Below are 16,637 nucleotides of genomic sequence, written 5' to 3'. Positions count from 1 at the left end.
ATCGACTTTCCCGATTTTCCCGACCATGGAAAGCCACAACATTAGACACTACACCACCCGGTAGTTCCGGGCCAACAGATAGACCTCGGAGGACCGGCCCCGGGAGGCCCTGGGCTTGCGCACCTGAACCTTGGCGAAATGCTTTCGCAGATCAGCCAGATAGGCGTCGAAACCCTCGCCATGAAAGGCCTTGACCAGTAAATCCCCACCTGGCGACAGCACCTGTCGGCAAAGATCCAGAGCCAGCTCCACCAGGTACATGGCGGCCGGCTGATCCACGGCCTTCATACCACTCATGTTGGGGGCCATATCCGATAACACAAGGTCCACCCGCTGATCCCCGATGAGGGCCAGCAATTCGTCCAGGACCGACTGCTCGGTAAAATCCCCCTGGATGAAATCCACACCGGGAATACCGGCCATTTCCAGGCGATCCAGGGCAATGATCCTGGCCTTGCCCCGCAAGCGGTCGGCTGCATACTGACTCCAGCCACCGGGTGCCGCACCGAGATCCACGATGGTCATGCCCGGCCGAAGAAGCCGATCCTTGCGGTCAATTTCCTCCAGCTTGAACACCGCCCGTGAACGCCACCCCTCACTGCGGGCACGCTGCACGTGCTGATCGGAGTGATGTTCACGCAGCCAGCGGTGGCTGCTGCCCTTACGCCCCATGCAGGCCTCCCCGGCTCCGCTGATCCCGGTGGGTTTGCCAAAGCCGGTCTCCGGCCTCAGAATAGCGTTTCATATCGGCAACAGGAGTGATCTGAATACCGTGAGCAAGCCCCCGAAAGCCCTCAATGAAGCGCAGCGGAAGCACCTCAAGCGTCTCGCCCACCACCGCCGCCCCATCGTTCAGACGGGTGCCAATGGCCTGACCGACGCGGTCATGGTGGAAATCGAGCGGGGTCTCAATGACCACGAACTGATCAAGGTTCGGCTGGTCGCCAATGACCGGGAAGAGCGCGGTGCCATGATCGCCGAGATCTGCGAGCGCACGAGCGCCACTCTGGTTCAGCGAATTGGCCATGTGGCCGTGCTCTACCTGCCCCACCCGAAAAAGCCGGTGATTGAGCTGCCAGGCGCGCCGGCAGCCCGCAAGACCGCTCACTCGTAACGCACCTCGACGATTTCGTAGCGGCGCACACCGCCCGGCGTCTGAACTTCGCACTCATCGCCCTCTTCCTTTCCGATCAGGGCGCGGGCGATGGGTGAATTCACGGATAGCCGACCCTGCTTGATGTCCGCCTCATCCTCGCCAACGATCTGGTAGGTCGCCTCACTGTCCGAGACTTCATCATAGACATCAACGGTGGCGCCGAAAATGACCTTGCCACCGGCGTCCACCTTGGTCACATCGATGATCTCGGCGGTGGACAGCTTGGATTCGATATCCTTGATGCGGGCTTCGATCAGGCCCTGCTCTTCACGGGCAGCATGATATTCCGCATTTTCTTTCAGATCACCATGTTCACGGGCGTCGGCGATGGCCTGAACCACACGCGGGCGATCCTCGGTCTTGAGTTTTTTCAGCTCCGCCTTGAGGCTGTCAGCGCCTCTGGCCGTCAACGGCGTTCTTTTCATGTCTCGTACTCCTGATGCAGATCCTGCAGGCGATTCACGGCCGCGACATCGATGTGGTCCATGGCCAGACACGTCGCCCGGCCGGCGGCAATGGTGGTGTAGTACGCCACCTTGTGATGCACGGCCTCACTGCGGATGGAATGGGATTCCCGAATGGCCTTCTTGCCTTCGGTGGTATTCACGATGAGCGTTACCTCATCGTTCTTGATCATGTCCACGATATGCGGGCGGCCTTCCCGCACCTTGTTGACCGGCTTCACGGCCAGACCGGCCTCGGCCAGAGCCCTGGCGGTGCCATGGGTGGCAATCAGCTCGAAGCCGCGCTCAAGCAGCAGCCTTCCAAGCTCGATGGCCGCGGGTTTGTCCTGGTCCCGCACGCTGATGAAGGCCTGGCCACCACAGGGCAGTGCCATGCCGGAGCCCAGCTGTGCCTTGGCGTAGGCCTCCCCGAAGGTGCGGCCAACGCCCATCACCTCACCGGTGGATTTCATCTCGGGCCCCAGGATGGGATCCGCGCCCGGGAACTTGGCGAAGGGAAAGACCGACTCCTTCACAGCATAGTATTTCGGCAGACGCTCTTCCGTCACCCCCTGGCTGGCCAGGCTCTTGCCGGCCATGGCCAGGGCCGCAATCTTGGCCAACGGCAGCCCGGTGGCCTTGGACACAAAGGGCACGGTGCGCGACGCACGCGGATTGACTTCCAGCAGGAAGATTTCCTCGCCCCGGACGGCAAACTGGGCGTTCATCAGGCCCACCACATGCAGCTCGCGAGCCAGTTGCGCCATCTGCTGGCGAATTTCCTGCTGTACGCCTTCCGGCAGGCTATTGGGGGGCAGCGAGCAACCGGAGTCACCGGAATGCACACCAGCCTGCTCCACATGCTCCATCACCCCGCCAATAACCACCGTCTCGCCATCTGACACGGCGTCCACGTCCACTTCCACGGCCTCTTCCAGGAAGCGGTCCAGCAGAACCGGTGAGTCATTGGAGACACGCACGGCGTTTTCCATGTACTCCACCAGGTCATCCTCGTTGAAGACCACTTCCATGGCCCGGCCGCCCAGCACATAGGAGGGGCGAACCACCAGGGGATAACCGATCTCGTTGGCCAGGCGAATGGCGTCGCCCGCCGTCCTCGCGGTGCGATTGGGCGGCTGCTTGAGCCCCAGACGGTTGATCAGCTGCTGGAAGCGCTCGCGGTCTTCAGCCAGGTCAATGGAATCAGGCGTGGTACCGATGATGGGCACGCCGGCCGCCTCCAGGTCACGGGCCAGCTTCAGCGGTGTCTGCCCGCCGAACTGGACGATCACCCCTTCCGGTTTTTCGGTTTCAACGATCTCGAGCACGTCTTCCAGAGTCAACGGTTCGAAATAGAGCCGGTCGGAGGTGTCGTAGTCGGTGGAAACCGTCTCGGGGTTGCAGTTGACCATGATGGTCTCGAACCCGTCCTCGCGCAGGGACAGGGCCGCATGCACACAGCAGTAATCGAACTCGATGCCCTGGCCGATGCGATTGGGGCCACCGCCCAGAATCATGATCTTGCGACGCTCACTGGGCCGGGATTCGCATTCTTCGTCATAGCTGGAATACATGTAGGCCGTGGTGGCTTCGAACTCCGCGGCACAGGAATCCACCCGCTTGTAGACGGGCCGGACCCCCAGCTCCCGCCGTCGCGCACGTACCGCACCCTCCTCGCAACCGAGCAATTGGGCCATGCGGCTGTCCGAGAAGCCCTTGCGCTTGAGGCGGCGCAGATGACCAGCGTCCAGGGAGGCCAGGGCATGCCCTTTCAGATCGGCCTCGTCACGCACCAGATCCTCGATCTGCACAAGGAACCAGGGGTCGATACCGGTGAGCTGGTAGATCTCATCAACGCCCAGGCCCACGCGAAAGGCATCACCCAGGTACCAGAGGCGGTCCGGCCCGGGGTTTCGAAGTTCCTGGCGCAGATGATCCAGCGCCTCTTCACCGTCACCGTTGAGTTTCTCGTTCAGGCCATCGCTGTCGATCTCCAGACTGCGCAGGGCTTTCTGGAAGGATTCCTGAAAATTGCGGCCCACGGCCATGGCTTCGCCCACCGATTTCATCTGGGTGGTCAGCCTCGGCTTGGTCTGGGGGAACTTCTCGAAGGTGAACCGGGGCAGCTTGGTGACCACATAATCGATGCTGGGCTCGAAGGAAGCCGGGGTCACGCCACCGGTGATCTCATTCTGCAATTCATCCAGCGTGTAGCCCACCGCCAGCTTGGCAGCCACCTTGGCGATCGGGAAACCAGTGGCCTTGGATGCCAGAGCCGATGAACGGGAGACTCGCGGGTTCATCTCGATGATGACAAGACGCCCGTCATCCGGGTTGACCGCAAACTGGACATTGGAGCCACCGGTCTCCACGCCGATCTTGCGCAGGACGCGGATCGAAGCGTCACGCATGATCTGATATTCCTTGTCCGTCAGCGTCTGGGCCGGCGCCACGGTGGCGGAATCGCCCGTGTGAACCCCCATGGCATCGATGTTCTCGATGGAACAGACAATGATGCAGTTGTCCGCCTTGTCCCGGACCACTTCCATCTCGAATTCCTTCCACCCCAGGACCGACTCCTCGATCTGCACTTCATTGGTGGGCGAAAGATCCAGACCCCGCTCGCAGATCTCCTCGAATTCTTCCCGGTTGTAGGCGATACCCCCGCCACTGCCGCCCATGGTGAAGGATGGCCGGATGATGGCCGGAAAGCCGATGGCTTCCTGGGCCGTGCGCGCTTCGTCCATGTTGTGGGCCAGCATGGCGCGTGGCGATTCCAGACCGATTTCGTCCATGGCCTTGCGAAAACGATCCCGATCCTCGGCCATGTCGATGGCATCCCGACTGGCGCCGATCATCTCCACGCCGAAACGCTCCAGAATGCCTTCCCGGTAAAGATCCAGGGCACAGTTGAGCGCTGTCTGCCCGCCCATGGTGGGCAGAATGGCGTCCGGCCGTTCCTTCTCGATGATGCCGGCCACCGTCTGCCACTGGATGGGCTCGATGTAGATGGAATCGGCCATCTCCGGGTCGGTCATGATGGTGGCCGGATTGGAATTCACCAGGATGACGCGGAAGCCTTCCTCCCGAAGGGCCTTGCAGGCCTGGGCCCCGGAATAGTCAAATTCACAGGCCTGACCGATGACGATGGGGCCGGCCCCGATGATGAGAATGGAGTTTATGTCGGTTCTTTTAGGCATCTCGCACTCGCGCTGTCTGCGGCTGGCCGCCGTAGCAGGAATCGGTCATTGGCTGAATCGGCTTGCCGGGCTCAGGCACTGGCCCGGTCACGCTGGCGTTCGGCCATCAAGGCCGTGAAGCGTTCGAACAGGGGTTTGGCGTCATGCGGCCCCGGGCTGGCCTCCGGATGACCCTGGAAGCTGAAGGCCGGCGCCTCGCGATGTTCAATCCCCTGCAGGGTCTTGTCGAACAGGGAACGGTGGGTGGCTCGCAGAGTCTCCGGCAGACTGTCTTCATCAATGGCGAAGCCATGGTTCTGACTGGTGATCAGCACCTGCCCCGAATCCAGATCAATGACCGGATGGTTGGCCCCGTGGTGGCCAAACTTCATCTTCACGGAGCGAGCCCCGCCGGCCAGACCCAGGAGCTGATGCCCCAGGCAGATGCCGAACAGGGGCAGTCGTTCTTCCAGCAGGCGGCGCGTGGCATTGATGGCATAGTCGCAGGGCTCGGGATCGCCCGGGCCGTTGGAGAGGAAAACACCGTCCGGCGCCATGGCCAGAACCTCGTCGACCGGAGTCTGCGCCGGCACCACCGTGACGCGGCAGCCGGCATCCACCAGCAGGCGCAGGATGTTGCGCTTGACGCCGAAATCGTAGGCCACCACATGAAAGCGTGCCTCGGGCGCCTCCCGAAACTGATTGCCCTCCAGCTGCCAGCTGCCTTCCGTCCATTCATAGGCCTGCCGGGCGGTCACTTCCCGAGCCAGATCCATACCCTTCAGGCCCGGGAATTTCCGGGCCTCGGCGACGGCCGCTTCCGCATCCATCTCGGTGCTGATACAACCCGCCTGGGCGCCCTGGTCACGAATGAGGCGGGTCAGCTTGCGGGTATCGATACCGGCAATGGCCACGGTCCCCTCGCTGGCCAGGTAGTCACCCAGAGACTGGCTGGAACGCCAGCTGCTTGCCCGCAGTGGAAGATCGCGAATGATGAGACCAGCCGCCTGGACGCGATCAGACTCCTGATCCTGGTCATTGGCACCCACATTGCCAATATGCGGATAGGTCAGCGTCACCAGCTGGCGGGCATAGGAGGGATCCGTCAGAATCTCCTGGTAGCCGGTCATGGCGGTGTTGAAGACCACTTCCCCCACCGTGGTGCCTCCGGCTCCCACGGTTTCACCGTGAAACACCGTACCATCCGCCAATGCCAGCAATGCCTGCTTTCTCACACGCGCCTCCCGCAACGGCCGCTCCCGGCGGGGAGCGGATTCCGCATACACAAAGCGGGAAAGATTCGCCTGGAACCCTTCCCGCCTGTTCTGAATTCGTCTGGATGTCCTCGAAGCCGTGGCCCGGACCCTGGCTACGGAGCAAGGTGACACGCCCCCGAAACCGCGCCAATTCTACTTCAGAGCACCCACAGCTGTCCACGCGCAGCGCCCCGGACAGGGGCGAAAGCCGCCTCAGCCGCCGAGTACGTCACGCATATCGTAAAATCCCGCCGGCCGTCCCCTGAGCCAGCGGGCCGCGTTGAGTGCGCCTCGGGCGAAGGTGTCGCGACTGGAGGCACGATGGGTCAATTCGATGCGTTCACCCTGACCGGCCAGCAAAACCGTATGTTCGCCGGCAATATCCCCACCGCGAATGACGGAAAAACCGATGCTGCCCCGCTCTCTCGCACCGGTCTGTCCCTCACGGCCGAACACGCCGTCCTCGGGCAGGCTGACCCCGCGTGCCGCTGCCGCCACTTCCCCCAGACGAAGTGCCGTACCGGAGGGGGCATCCACCTTTTGCCCGTGATGGGCCTCGATGATCTCGATGTCGTAGTCGTCTCCCAGGGATCCCGCCGCACGGCGAACCAGATCGAGGAGCAGATTGACACCGAAACTGGTGTTGGGCGCCAGCAGCAGCGGAATATCGGCCGCCCTGGCACGCAGGGCATCAATCCCGTCCTGCCCCAGGCCGGTAGTGCCGACCAGAAGGGCAATACGGCGTTCCGCACAGTAGGCGGCCACATCGGCCGTACTGGCGGGTGTGGAGAAATCCAGCACCACATCGGCCTCGGACAGGGCCTCGTTGATGTCACTGGAGAACAAGCGATCCGGAAAACCGGGAACCGCCTCCCCCTCCGCCGCGCTGCCCTTGCGAACCAGGGCCCCGATCACCTCCAGATCATCGGCGTCGGCCGCAAGGCGGGCGATGGCACGCCCCATGCGCCCGGCCGCGCCTACCAGTGCCAGCTTGAGCATGAATGGCTCCTGTAAAGATTGGACGGCTTCCGGCCAGGCTGCAATCAGCCCAGATTCTCGAAAAAGCGCTTGACACCATCCAGCCAGGAAGACGAGCGCGGGCTGTGGCGCTTGCCCCCCTTGTTCAGGCTGGCCTCAAACTGCTCGAGGATTTCTTTTTGTTCCCTGGTGAGGTTGACCGGTGTTTCCACGGTAACCCGGCAAAGCAGGTCACCACGAGAACCACCACGCACCGGTTTGACACCCTTGCCACGCAGACGGAACAGCTTTCCGCTCTGGGTTTCGGGCGGAATTTTCAACGCCACACGGCCATCCAGGGTAGGCACCTCCACCTGCCCCCCAAGGACGGCAGCGGCGAAGTTGATGGGCACCTCGCAGATCAGGTCATTGGCGTCACGAGTGAAGATGGGATGGGGACGGACTTCCACCTCCACGTAGAGATCACCCGGAGGCCCACCATTTTCGCCGGGCTCGCCCTCGCCGCTAAGGCGAATGCGGTCACCGTCATCCACTCCTTCCGGGATACGAACGGAGAGTGTTTTCTCTTCCCGCACGCGGCCGCGGCCACCACAGGCCCGGCAGGGATCCTTGATCACCTGCCCGCTGCCGCCACAGGCCGGGCAGGTCTGCTGCACGGAGAAAAAACCCTGCTGCATTCGCACCTGGCCGACCCCACCGCAGGTGTCACAGCCCTCAGGCTGGCTGCCCCGGGCCGCACCACTGCCATCACACTCACCGCATTCGCGGCTGGATGGCACCTTGATCTGCACCGTGTCGCCCTGCACGGCCTGTTCCAGATCGATCTTCAGACGATAACGCAGGTCGGCACCCCGGAAGACGCGACGGCCACCGCGGCGGCCACCTCCTCCCCCGAAAATATCGCCGAATACGTCACCGAAGATATCGGAAAAGGCCTCGGCACCCCCGAAACCGCCTCGCGGGCCACCGCCACCAAAACCGGCCTCGGTACCAGCGTGGCCGAACTGATCGTAGGCTGCCCGTTTCTGGGGGTCTGAAAGCGCCTCGTAGGCCTCCTTGACTTCCTTGAAGCGAGCCTCGGCCTCGGCATCATCGGGATTGCGGTCCGGGTGATATTTCATGGCAAGCCGCCGGTAGGCCTTCTTGATATCGGCCTCCGAGGCGCCTTTTTCCACACCCAGTACTTCGTAGTAATCCCGCTTCGACATGCTCTTCCCCGTTATCTGTTCATTCATGCGCCCGACCTGCTGCAATCAGCAATCCGGACGCAACGGCGGGGGCATCACGATGGCCATCGGCCCGTGACGCCCCCGCCGACCTGACAGGATGCGCCTTACTTGCGGTTTTCCTTCACTTCCTCGAATTCCGCATCCACCACATCGTCCTTGCCGTCATCGGAGGTCGACTCGCCACCCTCGGCCTCTGCAGCCGCTTCACCGGCTTCCGCCTGCTCGGCGTAGGCCTTCTGGGCCAGCTTGCCAGCGGCTTCGGTCAGTGCCTCGGTCTTGCTCTTGATGGCTTCCGCGTCGTCGCCCTTCATGGCTTCCTCAAGCTCGCTGATGGCGGACTCGATGGCTTCCTTCTCGCCGTCCTCGGCCTTGTCACCATGCTCTTCCAGAGACTTGCGGCTGGCATGGATCAGGCCGTCGGCCTGGTTACGCACGTCCACCAGTTCCTTGAAGCGCTTGTCTTCCTCGGCATGGGCCTCGGCATCACGAATGCGTTCTTCGATCTCATCCTCGGACAGACCGCCGGAGGACTTGATCTCGATACCCTGCTCCTTGCCGGTGGCCTTGTCCTTGGCGGACACGTGCAGGATACCGTTGGCATCGATGTCGAAAGTCACCTCGATCTGCGGCACACCACGCGGGGCCGGCGGGATATCGGTCAGGTCGAAACGACCCAGGGACTTGTTCTGGGCCGCCTGCTCGCGCTCACCCTGCAAGACGTGCACGGTGACCGCGCCCTGGTTGTCCTCGGCCGTCGAGAAGGTCTGATTGGCCTTGGTCGGAATCGTGGTGTTCTTCTCGATCAGCTTGGTCATCACACCGCCCAGGGTCTCGATCCCCAGGGACAGCGGGGTAACGTCCAGCAACAGCACGTCCTTGACGTCACCGCCCAGCACACCACCCTGAATGGCCGCACCCACGGCAACCGCCTCATCGGGATTCACATCCTTGCGCGGATCCTTGCCGAAGAAGGTCTTCACCGCCTCCTGGACCTTGGGCATGCGGGTCTGACCACCCACCAGGATCACGTCGTCCACGTCACCCACGGACAGGCCGGCGTCCTTGATGGCGGTCTTGCAGGGCTCGATTGTGCGCTTGACCAGATCTTCCACCAGCGATTCCAGCTTGGCCCGGGTGATCTTGATGCTCAGGTGCTTCGGGCCGCTGGCATCGGCGGTAATGTAGGGCAGGTTCACCTCGGTCTGCTGGCTGGAGGAAAGCTCGATCTTGGCCTTCTCGGCGGCTTCCTTCAGGCGTTGCATGGCCAGCGGATCCTTGCGGATATCCACACCCTGCTCTTTCTTGAATTCAGCGGCCAGGTAATCGATGACAGCCTTGTCGAAGTCTTCACCACCGAGGAAGGTATCACCGTTGGTGGACAGCACCTCGAACTGGTGCTCACCGTCCACCTCGGCGATCTCGATGATGGAAATATCGAAGGTACCGCCACCCAGGTCGTACACGGCCACCTTGCGGTCGCCGCGCTTCTTGTCCAGGCCATAGGCCAGCGCCGCCGCGGTGGGCTCGTTGATGATGCGCTTGACCTCAAGGCCGGCAATGCGGCCGGCATCCTTGGTGGCCTGACGCTGGGAGTCGTTGAAATAGGCCGGCACGGTGATCACCGCTTCGGTGACCTTCTCACCCAGGTAATCTTCCGCCGTCTGCTTCATCTTCTTCAGCACGCGGGCGGAAACCTCCGGCGGCGCCATCTTCTTGCCCTGGGCCTCGACCCAGGCATCACCGTTGTCGGCCTTGACGATGCTGTAGGGCACCATGTCGATGTCCTTCTGCACCACGGCATCATCGAAACGACGGCCGATCAGGCGCTTGACCGCGAACAGGGTGTTCTGGGGGTTGGTGACCGCCTGACGCTTGGCGGATTGCCCCACCAACTCTTCGCCTTCCTTGGTGAAGGCAACGATGGACGGCGTGGTGCGATCACCCTCGCTGTTTTCGATGACCTTGGTCTCACCCCCCTCCATGATGGCCACGCAGGAGTTCGTGGTACCCAGGTCAATACCGATGATCTTGGACATGATTGTTGCTCCAGATAGTGCGTTATTTCAAAAAATCGGATAAACCGGAATTCTCTGATTGCCTAGATGGGGACGCGGCGGCGTTATTCAAGCATCGTCACCGCTGTCGGCATCATCCGCGCCGCCGTCAGGGGCCCGGGCCACGACCACTCGCGCCGGACGCAGCAGGCGCCCCTTGAGCAGATAGCCCTTCTGGATCACGAACATCACCGTGTCCGGATCGTGATCGCTGCTCTCCTGAAGGGTCATGGCTTCATGGAATTCGGGGTTGAAGCGCTCGCCTTCCGGGTTGATTTCGGCAATGCCCGCCCGCTCCATGACACCGGCCAGCTGGCGAAGGGTCATTTCCTTGCCCTCCCTGAGCTGATCCAGACTGGGGTTCTCGCCACCCACCGCCTGCAGGCCCATCTCCAGGCTGTCCTTGACCTCCAGCAACTCGCCGGCCAGCTTTTCGACGGAAAACTTCTGGGCGTTCTCCACGTCACGGCGGGCCCGCTTGCGTACGTTCTCCAGTTCGGCCATGGCCCGCAGGCGCTCACTCCGGGCCTCCTCAAGCTCGGCCTGAAGTTGCTCGATACGGGCTTCCGGGCTTTCGGCAACCGCCTCGGCATCGGATTCGGGATTCTGCTCCGCTTCGGCCTGCTCGGCGCCCTCCAGCTCTTCCGGTGCCTTGGGCTGTTCCTGTGACATTCTGCTAACCCCTTGATCAAAAAAGGATAACGGCCCGGGTTTTGCTCGGGCCACTGATACGCTGACTGAAATCTGGGACCTACTGGCGGGAATTCAAGGCATGGCCCAGCAATCGGGCGGTCATGTCCACAATGGGAATGACCCGCTCGTAGGCCATGCGGGTGGGACCGATCACACCGAGGACCCCCACCACCTCGTCGTCGGCGGAATACGGTGCCGTCACCACACTGCACTCATCCAGCACCTTGTAGCCGGATTCCTCTCCGATGAAGATCTGCACGCCTTCCGCGGCCACGGCCTTGTCCAGCAGATGCAGAATGTCGCGCTTCTGATTGAAGGCCTCGAACAGGCGGCGCAGCTTCTCCACATCCGACAATTCATCGAACTCCATCAGATTGGTCTCGCCGGCAATGACATAGCCGCTTTCCACATTGCGGTCGCTGTCAAAGACCTGGTCGGCCATCTGGATGGCGGTGAGCATGAGCTCATTCATGCTCTGGCGCGCCTCGCGCATCTCGGCCAGCAAGGCCTCCCGCACCTGGGTCAGGTCCTTGCCGGCAAAATGGGCGTTGAGATAATTGGCCGCCTTGTGCAGCTGCTCCCGGTCATAGCCACGCTCCAGGCGCAGCACCCGGTTCTGCACATCCTGGTCACTGAAAACCACCACGGCCAGTACACGCCGGTCGGACAGGGGCAGGAACTCGATCTGCTTCCAGGTGGCCCGCTCACGGCGCGGCAGTGTCACCACGCCGGCCAGGCGCGTCACCCCTGACAGCAGGGTGCTGGCCGATCCCAGCAGGGCCTGGAAGTCACCCTCATCATTGCGCAGCCCCAGCTCCAGGCGGCTCACCTCGCGCCGATTGAGCTTCTTCACCGTCAGCAGGGTATCAACGAAGAAACGATAGCCCTTGACGGTGGGCACCCGGCCGGCTGAGGTATGTGGAGACTGGACGAACCCCAGCTCTTCCAGGTCCGCCATCACATTGCGGATACTTGCCGGACTCAGTTCCAGGCCGGACTGGCGGGACAGTGCCCTGGAACCCACCGGATGGCCCTCGCGAATATAGCGTTCCACCAGGGTCTTCAGCAGATACTGGGCCCGGTCATTGAGTGGATTATCGCTGCGATTCACGGTGATCATGGCTCTCTGGAGCGAGATGGAATCCGGGAACCTGGCACTCGATCCATCAGAGTGCCAGACTGGCGGAAAACTAGCAGCGCCGTCACAATACTGTCAAGCAATGAAGCTCTGAAAACCATCCTTCAGACAGGAACTTGGACAAGCAGAATGAGCAAAGCATTCCAACGTATCGGCCTGATCGCAAAGGACGGCGACGAACGGGTGGCCACCGTCCTGCACGCCCTGGTGGCCCTGCTGGACCGTCGCGGCCTGAATCATGTGCTGGATCAGCGCACCGCCGCCGCGCTCCCGGACTGGCCCCACAAGGCCGAGGACGCCGAAACCCTAGCCGGGGACGTGGATCTCATCATCGCCGTTGGCGGTGACGGCACCCTGCTCAACACCGCGCGCGTCCTGGCCGCTCGCCCTGTGCCGCTGGTGGGCATCAACCTGGGGCGCCTGGGTTTTCTGACCGACATCGTGGCCAGTCGTGCCGCGGATGATGTGGCCGCCATTCTCGACGGCCGCTTTACCCGCGACATGCGCCACATGCTGTCCGCCCGCATCGAGCGCGAGGGCAGAGAAGCCGAGGCGGATCTGGCCCTGAACGATGTGGTTATCCAGAAGGCGGATGGCGGGCGCATGATCGAGTTCGAGACCTGGGTGGATGACACCTTCGTCTCCCTGCACCGCGCCGATGGCATGATCGCGGCCACGGCCACCGGCTCCACCGCCTATGCCCTCTCGGGCGGTGGCCCCATCCTGCACCCGGACGTGGATGCCCTCGCCCTCGTGCCCATTTGCCCCCACACCCTCAGTGACCGGCCGCTGGTCGTCCCGGGCAACAGCCGCCTGAGGTTCGTCCTCCGAGGTGACGAACGCACCCGGGCCCAGCTCAACTGGGACGGGCAGAAAACCCATGAACTGATCGCGGGAGACCGGGTGGAGCTGCAACGCTCGAAAGAGAAAACCACCCTGCTCCACCCCCCCGGATACGACTACTTTGCCCTGCTTCGTTCCAAACTCCACTGGGGCCGCGCCCAGGAAGAACAGGTGCCGCGTTGACCGCCGCCACATCATGGTATTTGATGCCTGATCTGCTATTCTCTCAGGCAGAGTGGAATACTGTATAAAACAACAGGGAGCGCACCCCTCGCCATGCTGACGCATCTGCGCATCAAGGACTTTGCCCTGATCGACGAACTGGATCTGGAGCTGACCGGTGGCCTGAACGTCCTCACTGGTGAAACCGGGGCCGGCAAATCCATTCTGGTGGACGCCATCGGCCTGGTACTGGGTGACCGGGCCGATGCAGCCGTGGTGCGCCACGGCCACCAGCGCGCCGAGATCAGCGTGGAGTTCGACCTGGGCCATGACCCGGACACCCTGGCCTGGCTCGAAGAACAGGAACTGGATGACGAAGCGCACTGCCTGCTGCGCCGCACCATCAACAGCCAGGGACGCTCCCGCGCCTACGTGAATGGCCACAAGGTACCCGTCCAGCAGCTTCGGCGACTGGGCGAGCGCCTCATGGACATCCATGGCCAGCACGAACACCAGTCACTGCTCAAGCCCAGAACCCAGCTCTCCCTGATCGACCAATACGGGGACCATGCGCAGGAGCTGGCGGCCGTGCGTGAAAGCTGGCGCGCCTGGAAAGACGCGGGCGAAAGACTGGCCGAGCTGGAAGAAGCCGCCGGGGGCGGCGCCGAAGGCGCCGAATTCCTGCGTCACCAGGTGCGGGAACTGGAAGCCCTGGAGCTGGCACCGGGTGAAATCGAGGCGCTGGAATCCGAGCACGACCGCCTGCGCCATGGCGGGCGTCTGCTGGAAGAAGGCCAGCAGGCTCTGTCCCTGGCCTATGACGGTGAGGAAGGTTCGGCCTCGGATCTGCTCAGCCAGGCCCTGCATCGCGTAGAGTCCCTGGTGGCACTCGACGCCAGGCTGGAACCCATTCGCAGCACCCTGGAGCAGGCCGGCATCAATCTGGAAGAAGCCGGGGAAGATCTGCGGCGGTACCTGAGTGACCTGGATCTGGATCCGGCCCGACTCAACTGGGTGGCCGACCGCATCGGCACGGCACATGAACTCGCTCGCAAACATCGGGTGGAACCGCAGGCCCTGGTGGACACACTGGAGTCCATGCGGGAACGCCTCGACGCCATCGAGCATGCCGGCGAGCGCCTGGCCGAAGCGCGCCAGACCGTCGAGGACTGCCGTTCCCGCTGGCAAACGGCAGCCGATGCCCTGCATGCCAAACGCAAGGCGACGGCAAATACCCTGTCAGAGAAGGTGACCGAGGTCATGCAGGGGCTGGGCCTGTCCGGCGGCCAACTGGCCATTCAGGTCACACAGGACGCCGAGGCGCCTCGCGCCAATGGAGCGGATGCGGTCGTATTCGAAGTGTCCATGAATGCCGGCCAGCCCCTGAGAAGCCTGGCACGGGTCGCCTCGGGCGGTGAGCTGTCACGCATCGGACTGGCCATTCAGGTGGTGGCCGCCCGCCGGGCAAGTATTCCGGCCATGATCTTCGATGAAGTGGATGCCGGCATCGGCGGGGGTGTAGCGGAAATTGTCGGCCGAGAACTGCGCCGACTGGGGGAGCGCTGTCAGGTGCTTTGCGTGACTCACCTCGCCCAGGTGGCCTCACAGGGCCACCATCACTTCCGCATTGCCAAGAACACCCGGCAGGGAGAAACCTTCACCCGGGTGACGCCGCTGAAGGACACCGAACGCGTGGAGGAGCTGGCGCGCATGCTGGGCGGCACCGAGATCACCGAAACCAGCCGCGATCACGCCCGGGAAATGATGGAAAAGGCCGGTTGAAGCGAAAGCGGACGGACGTCAGCTTTCCTCGTCGGCCTTTCCCTGACAATCCGGGCAGATACCGTAGATGTAGAGCGAGTGATCGGTCATGCGAAAACCGCGGCTCTCGGCAATATGGATCTGCCGCTCCTCGATGACCTCGTCCACGAACTCTTCCACCCGGCCGCACTTGGCACACAGCAGGTGATCGTGGTGCTCCCCCTCGTCCAGCTCGAAAACGGACTGGCCTCCCTCGAAATGGTGGCGGGTAACCAGACCGGCCTCCTCGAACTGGGTCAGCACCCGATAGACGGTCGCCAGACCAATATCCTCACCCGCCTCGATCAGCACCTTGTAGAGGTCCTCGGCGCTGAGATGGCGGTTCTCGGTGGTGGCCAGCGTTTCCAGGATCTTCATCCGGGGAACGGTGACCTTGAGACCGGCCTTGCGCAGATCCTGAGTTTCCATTGAACCTCCACTAGTCACAAAGGGTCGGATTACCGTATTATCACGCATCCTCCACCGCTTTAGAAAGTCGTGAAGCAAGCTATGCGCAAAACAGCCCTCAAGCTACTGACCATCGCCCTGTTCGCCCTGATGTCCGCCTGCGTCTATCGGCAGGACATTCCCCAGGGCAATCTGCTGGACGACGAAGACATCGAACAGGTAGAAGTCGGCATGACCCAATCGCAGGTCCGCTTCCTGCTGGGCTCACCGATGATGGACGCACCCTTTCACGCCGATCGCTGGCTGTACCACTACTACCTCGACAGCCAGCGGGAACACCGCAACCGGAATCGCTTCCTCAGTATCCAGTTCGACGAACAGGGCCGGGTCAGCCATATTGATTTCGACCCCAACGGGCGTCGCAATGGTGACAGCGGGCGTCGCAACAGCGACGGCTGATCGCGGCAGCTTACCGGGCCAACAGCCGCGCACACGGGTCTCCGGCCGCGGCTAGTCGCCCTTCCTCATGGTTCGCCCCTGACGGGCCTTGCGACGGCGCGCTTCCCTGGGATCCGCTTTGAGCGGGCGATAGATTTCCACTCGGTCCCCGGGTGAAAGGCACGTGTCGAGCCTGGCCAGCTTGCCGAACACCCCCACCCGATTCTCCTTCAGGTCAATCTCGGGAAACCGCTCCAGGATGCCCGAGGCATGGATGGCGGCCTCGATGGTGGATTCGAAGGGAACGTCCACGGTGAGTATTTCCTGACGGTCCGGACGGGCAAAGGCGACCTCGACGGTCATGGAGCCTCCCCCCTGGCCGTCAGCCCGAGCCATGGACATCATTGGCTCGCCGGACGAAGGCATCCACGAGGGAATTACTGATCTGGTAGAAGATGGGGCCGAGGACGGCGTCCAGTACGCTGTGGGAGATGTCGAAACGCATGTCCAGCTTGACCTTGCTGGCATCCTCTCGCAGGGGCTCGAAACGCCACTCCCCTTCCAGGTGCCGGAAAGGGCCATCCACGAGTTGGATGTCAATCAGGCGCCCCGGCTCCATTGTGTTACGCGTGGTGAACGATTTGCGCAGCCCCCCCTTGGCCAGGGTCAGGCTGGCCGTCACCTCCGTTTCCTCACGTGACAGTACCCGCGCTTCCCGACACCAGGGCAGGAAGCGCGGATAGGATTCGATGTCATTCACCAGGTCATACATGGCCTGGGCAGAGAACGGCACCAGCGCCTCACGCTTGACGGTACGCACGCCGTACTCAGCCTCTCAGCCCGGCCACCACCAGCGTCTC

The 16,637-nt window shown here is 62.6% G+C and carries 16 protein-coding genes; 4 read left to right on the top strand and 12 right to left on the bottom strand.

Features of this window, described 5'->3' with window-relative positions:
* Window positions 1-48: 48 nt before the first annotated feature.
* The gene (gene rlmE, locus RBH19_RS04480; RefSeq protein WP_306727617.1) at window positions 49-672 is read right to left on the bottom strand and encodes a 23S rRNA (uridine(2552)-2'-O)-methyltransferase RlmE; all 624 of its coding nucleotides are present in this window, start codon (window positions 670-672) and stop codon (window positions 49-51) included.
* Between the two features lie 100 nt (window positions 673-772).
* On the opposite strand from rlmE, the gene yhbY reads away from it, so the two are divergent.
* Complete coding sequence (gene yhbY / locus RBH19_RS04475) at window positions 773-1,114, top strand: ribosome assembly RNA-binding protein YhbY (protein WP_306727616.1); 342 nt, start codon at window positions 773-775, stop codon at window positions 1,112-1,114.
* On the opposite strand, the gene greA is transcribed toward yhbY, so the two are convergent.
* From greA to hrcA, 8 genes are all read right to left on the bottom strand, one after another.
* Window positions 1,105-1,581, bottom strand: a complete 477-nt coding sequence (gene greA / locus RBH19_RS04470) for a transcription elongation factor GreA (RefSeq protein WP_306727615.1) — start codon at window positions 1,579-1,581, stop codon at window positions 1,105-1,107. The two genes, yhbY and greA, sit on opposite strands and share 10 nt — an antisense overlap.
* Window positions 1,578-4,799 carry a carbamoyl-phosphate synthase large subunit gene (gene carB, locus RBH19_RS04465; protein ID WP_306727614.1) on the bottom strand — a complete coding sequence of 1,074 codons (3,222 nt, stop codon included), beginning with the start codon at window positions 4,797-4,799 and terminating at the stop codon, window positions 1,578-1,580. The genes greA and carB overlap by 4 nt, the downstream gene beginning before the upstream one ends.
* Before the next feature lie 71 nt (window positions 4,800-4,870).
* A complete protein-coding gene (gene carA, locus RBH19_RS04460) occupies window positions 4,871-6,013 on the bottom strand; it encodes a glutamine-hydrolyzing carbamoyl-phosphate synthase small subunit (RefSeq protein WP_306727613.1) in 1,143 nt (380 codons plus the stop codon).
* A gap of 234 nt (window positions 6,014-6,247) precedes the next feature.
* The gene (gene dapB, locus RBH19_RS04455) at window positions 6,248-7,033 is read right to left on the bottom strand and encodes a 4-hydroxy-tetrahydrodipicolinate reductase (RefSeq protein WP_306727612.1); all 786 of its coding nucleotides are present in this window, start codon (window positions 7,031-7,033) and stop codon (window positions 6,248-6,250) included.
* A gap of 44 nt (window positions 7,034-7,077) precedes the next feature.
* Window positions 7,078-8,220, bottom strand: coding sequence for a molecular chaperone DnaJ (gene dnaJ / locus RBH19_RS04450; protein WP_306727611.1), 1,143 nt, complete (start codon window positions 8,218-8,220; stop codon window positions 7,078-7,080).
* 125 nt (window positions 8,221-8,345) lie between these two features.
* Complete coding sequence (gene dnaK, locus RBH19_RS04445; protein WP_306727610.1) at window positions 8,346-10,277, bottom strand: molecular chaperone DnaK; 1,932 nt, start codon at window positions 10,275-10,277, stop codon at window positions 8,346-8,348.
* A gap of 87 nt (window positions 10,278-10,364) precedes the next feature.
* Window positions 10,365-10,967 carry a nucleotide exchange factor GrpE gene (grpE, locus tag RBH19_RS04440; RefSeq protein WP_306727609.1) on the bottom strand — a complete coding sequence of 201 codons (603 nt, stop codon included), beginning with the start codon at window positions 10,965-10,967 and terminating at the stop codon, window positions 10,365-10,367.
* A gap of 79 nt (window positions 10,968-11,046) precedes the next feature.
* On the bottom strand, window positions 11,047-12,108 hold the full coding sequence (gene hrcA, locus RBH19_RS04435; protein WP_306727608.1) for a heat-inducible transcriptional repressor HrcA: 1,062 nt from the start codon (window positions 12,106-12,108) through the stop codon (window positions 11,047-11,049).
* A 147-nt stretch (window positions 12,109-12,255) separates the two neighbouring features.
* Here hrcA and RBH19_RS04430 point away from each other — a divergent pair, with 147 nt between their 5' ends.
* Window positions 12,256-13,152 carry an NAD(+) kinase gene (locus RBH19_RS04430; RefSeq protein ID WP_306727607.1) on the top strand — a complete coding sequence of 299 codons (897 nt, stop codon included), beginning with the start codon at window positions 12,256-12,258 and terminating at the stop codon, window positions 13,150-13,152.
* A gap of 93 nt (window positions 13,153-13,245) precedes the next feature.
* Complete coding sequence (gene recN / locus RBH19_RS04425; protein ID WP_306727606.1) at window positions 13,246-14,913, top strand: DNA repair protein RecN; 1,668 nt, start codon at window positions 13,246-13,248, stop codon at window positions 14,911-14,913.
* An 18-nt stretch (window positions 14,914-14,931) separates the two neighbouring features.
* Here recN and fur read toward each other — a convergent pair whose 3' ends face one another.
* The gene (fur, locus tag RBH19_RS04420) at window positions 14,932-15,360 is read right to left on the bottom strand and encodes a ferric iron uptake transcriptional regulator (protein WP_306727605.1); all 429 of its coding nucleotides are present in this window, start codon (window positions 15,358-15,360) and stop codon (window positions 14,932-14,934) included.
* An 81-nt stretch (window positions 15,361-15,441) separates the two neighbouring features.
* On the opposite strand from fur, the gene RBH19_RS04415 reads away from it, so the two are divergent.
* On the top strand, window positions 15,442-15,798 hold the full coding sequence (locus tag RBH19_RS04415; RefSeq protein ID WP_306727604.1) for an outer membrane protein assembly factor BamE: 357 nt from the start codon (window positions 15,442-15,444) through the stop codon (window positions 15,796-15,798).
* A gap of 51 nt (window positions 15,799-15,849) precedes the next feature.
* Here RBH19_RS04415 and RBH19_RS04410 read toward each other — a convergent pair whose 3' ends face one another.
* Complete coding sequence (locus RBH19_RS04410) at window positions 15,850-16,173, bottom strand: RnfH family protein (RefSeq protein ID WP_306727603.1); 324 nt, start codon at window positions 16,171-16,173, stop codon at window positions 15,850-15,852.
* A complete protein-coding gene (locus RBH19_RS04405; RefSeq protein ID WP_306727602.1) occupies window positions 16,160-16,597 on the bottom strand; it encodes a type II toxin-antitoxin system RatA family toxin in 438 nt (145 codons plus the stop codon). Before RBH19_RS04405 ends, RBH19_RS04410 begins: the two co-directional genes overlap by 14 nt.
* Between the last annotated feature and the right edge of the window lie 40 nt (window positions 16,598-16,637).

It is taken from the genome of Natronospira bacteriovora, from assembly GCF_030848495.1.
Classification (GTDB): Bacteria; Pseudomonadota; Gammaproteobacteria; order Natronospirales; family Natronospiraceae; genus Natronospira; species Natronospira bacteriovora.
Note: the sequence above shows the minus strand (reverse complement) of the source record. Positions and strands in the feature narration are given on the sequence as shown.

Coding starts and splice junctions, on each gene's coding strand:
- rlmE (WP_306727617.1), bottom strand. CDS start 672: ATGGGGCGTAAGGGCAGCAGCCACCGCTGGCTGCGTGAACATCACTCC.
- recN (WP_306727606.1), top strand. CDS start 13,246: ATGCTGACGCATCTGCGCATCAAGGACTTTGCCCTGATCGACGAACTG.
- dnaK (WP_306727610.1), bottom strand. CDS start 10,277: ATGTCCAAGATCATCGGTATTGACCTGGGTACCACGAACTCCTGCGTG.
- fur (WP_306727605.1), bottom strand. CDS start 15,360: ATGGAAACTCAGGATCTGCGCAAGGCCGGTCTCAAGGTCACCGTTCCC.
- dapB (WP_306727612.1), bottom strand. CDS start 7,033: ATGCTCAAGCTGGCACTGGTAGGCGCGGCCGGGCGCATGGGGCGTGCC.
- grpE (WP_306727609.1), bottom strand. CDS start 10,967: ATGTCACAGGAACAGCCCAAGGCACCGGAAGAGCTGGAGGGCGCCGAG.
- RBH19_RS04430 (WP_306727607.1), top strand. CDS start 12,256: ATGAGCAAAGCATTCCAACGTATCGGCCTGATCGCAAAGGACGGCGAC.
- RBH19_RS04410 (WP_306727603.1), bottom strand. CDS start 16,173: ATGGCTCGGGCTGACGGCCAGGGGGGAGGCTCCATGACCGTCGAGGTC.
- carB (WP_306727614.1), bottom strand. CDS start 4,799: ATGCCTAAAAGAACCGACATAAACTCCATTCTCATCATCGGGGCCGGC.
- RBH19_RS04415 (WP_306727604.1), top strand. CDS start 15,442: ATGCGCAAAACAGCCCTCAAGCTACTGACCATCGCCCTGTTCGCCCTG.
- greA (WP_306727615.1), bottom strand. CDS start 1,581: ATGAAAAGAACGCCGTTGACGGCCAGAGGCGCTGACAGCCTCAAGGCG.
- dnaJ (WP_306727611.1), bottom strand. CDS start 8,220: ATGTCGAAGCGGGATTACTACGAAGTACTGGGTGTGGAAAAAGGCGCC.
- hrcA (WP_306727608.1), bottom strand. CDS start 12,108: ATGATCACCGTGAATCGCAGCGATAATCCACTCAATGACCGGGCCCAG.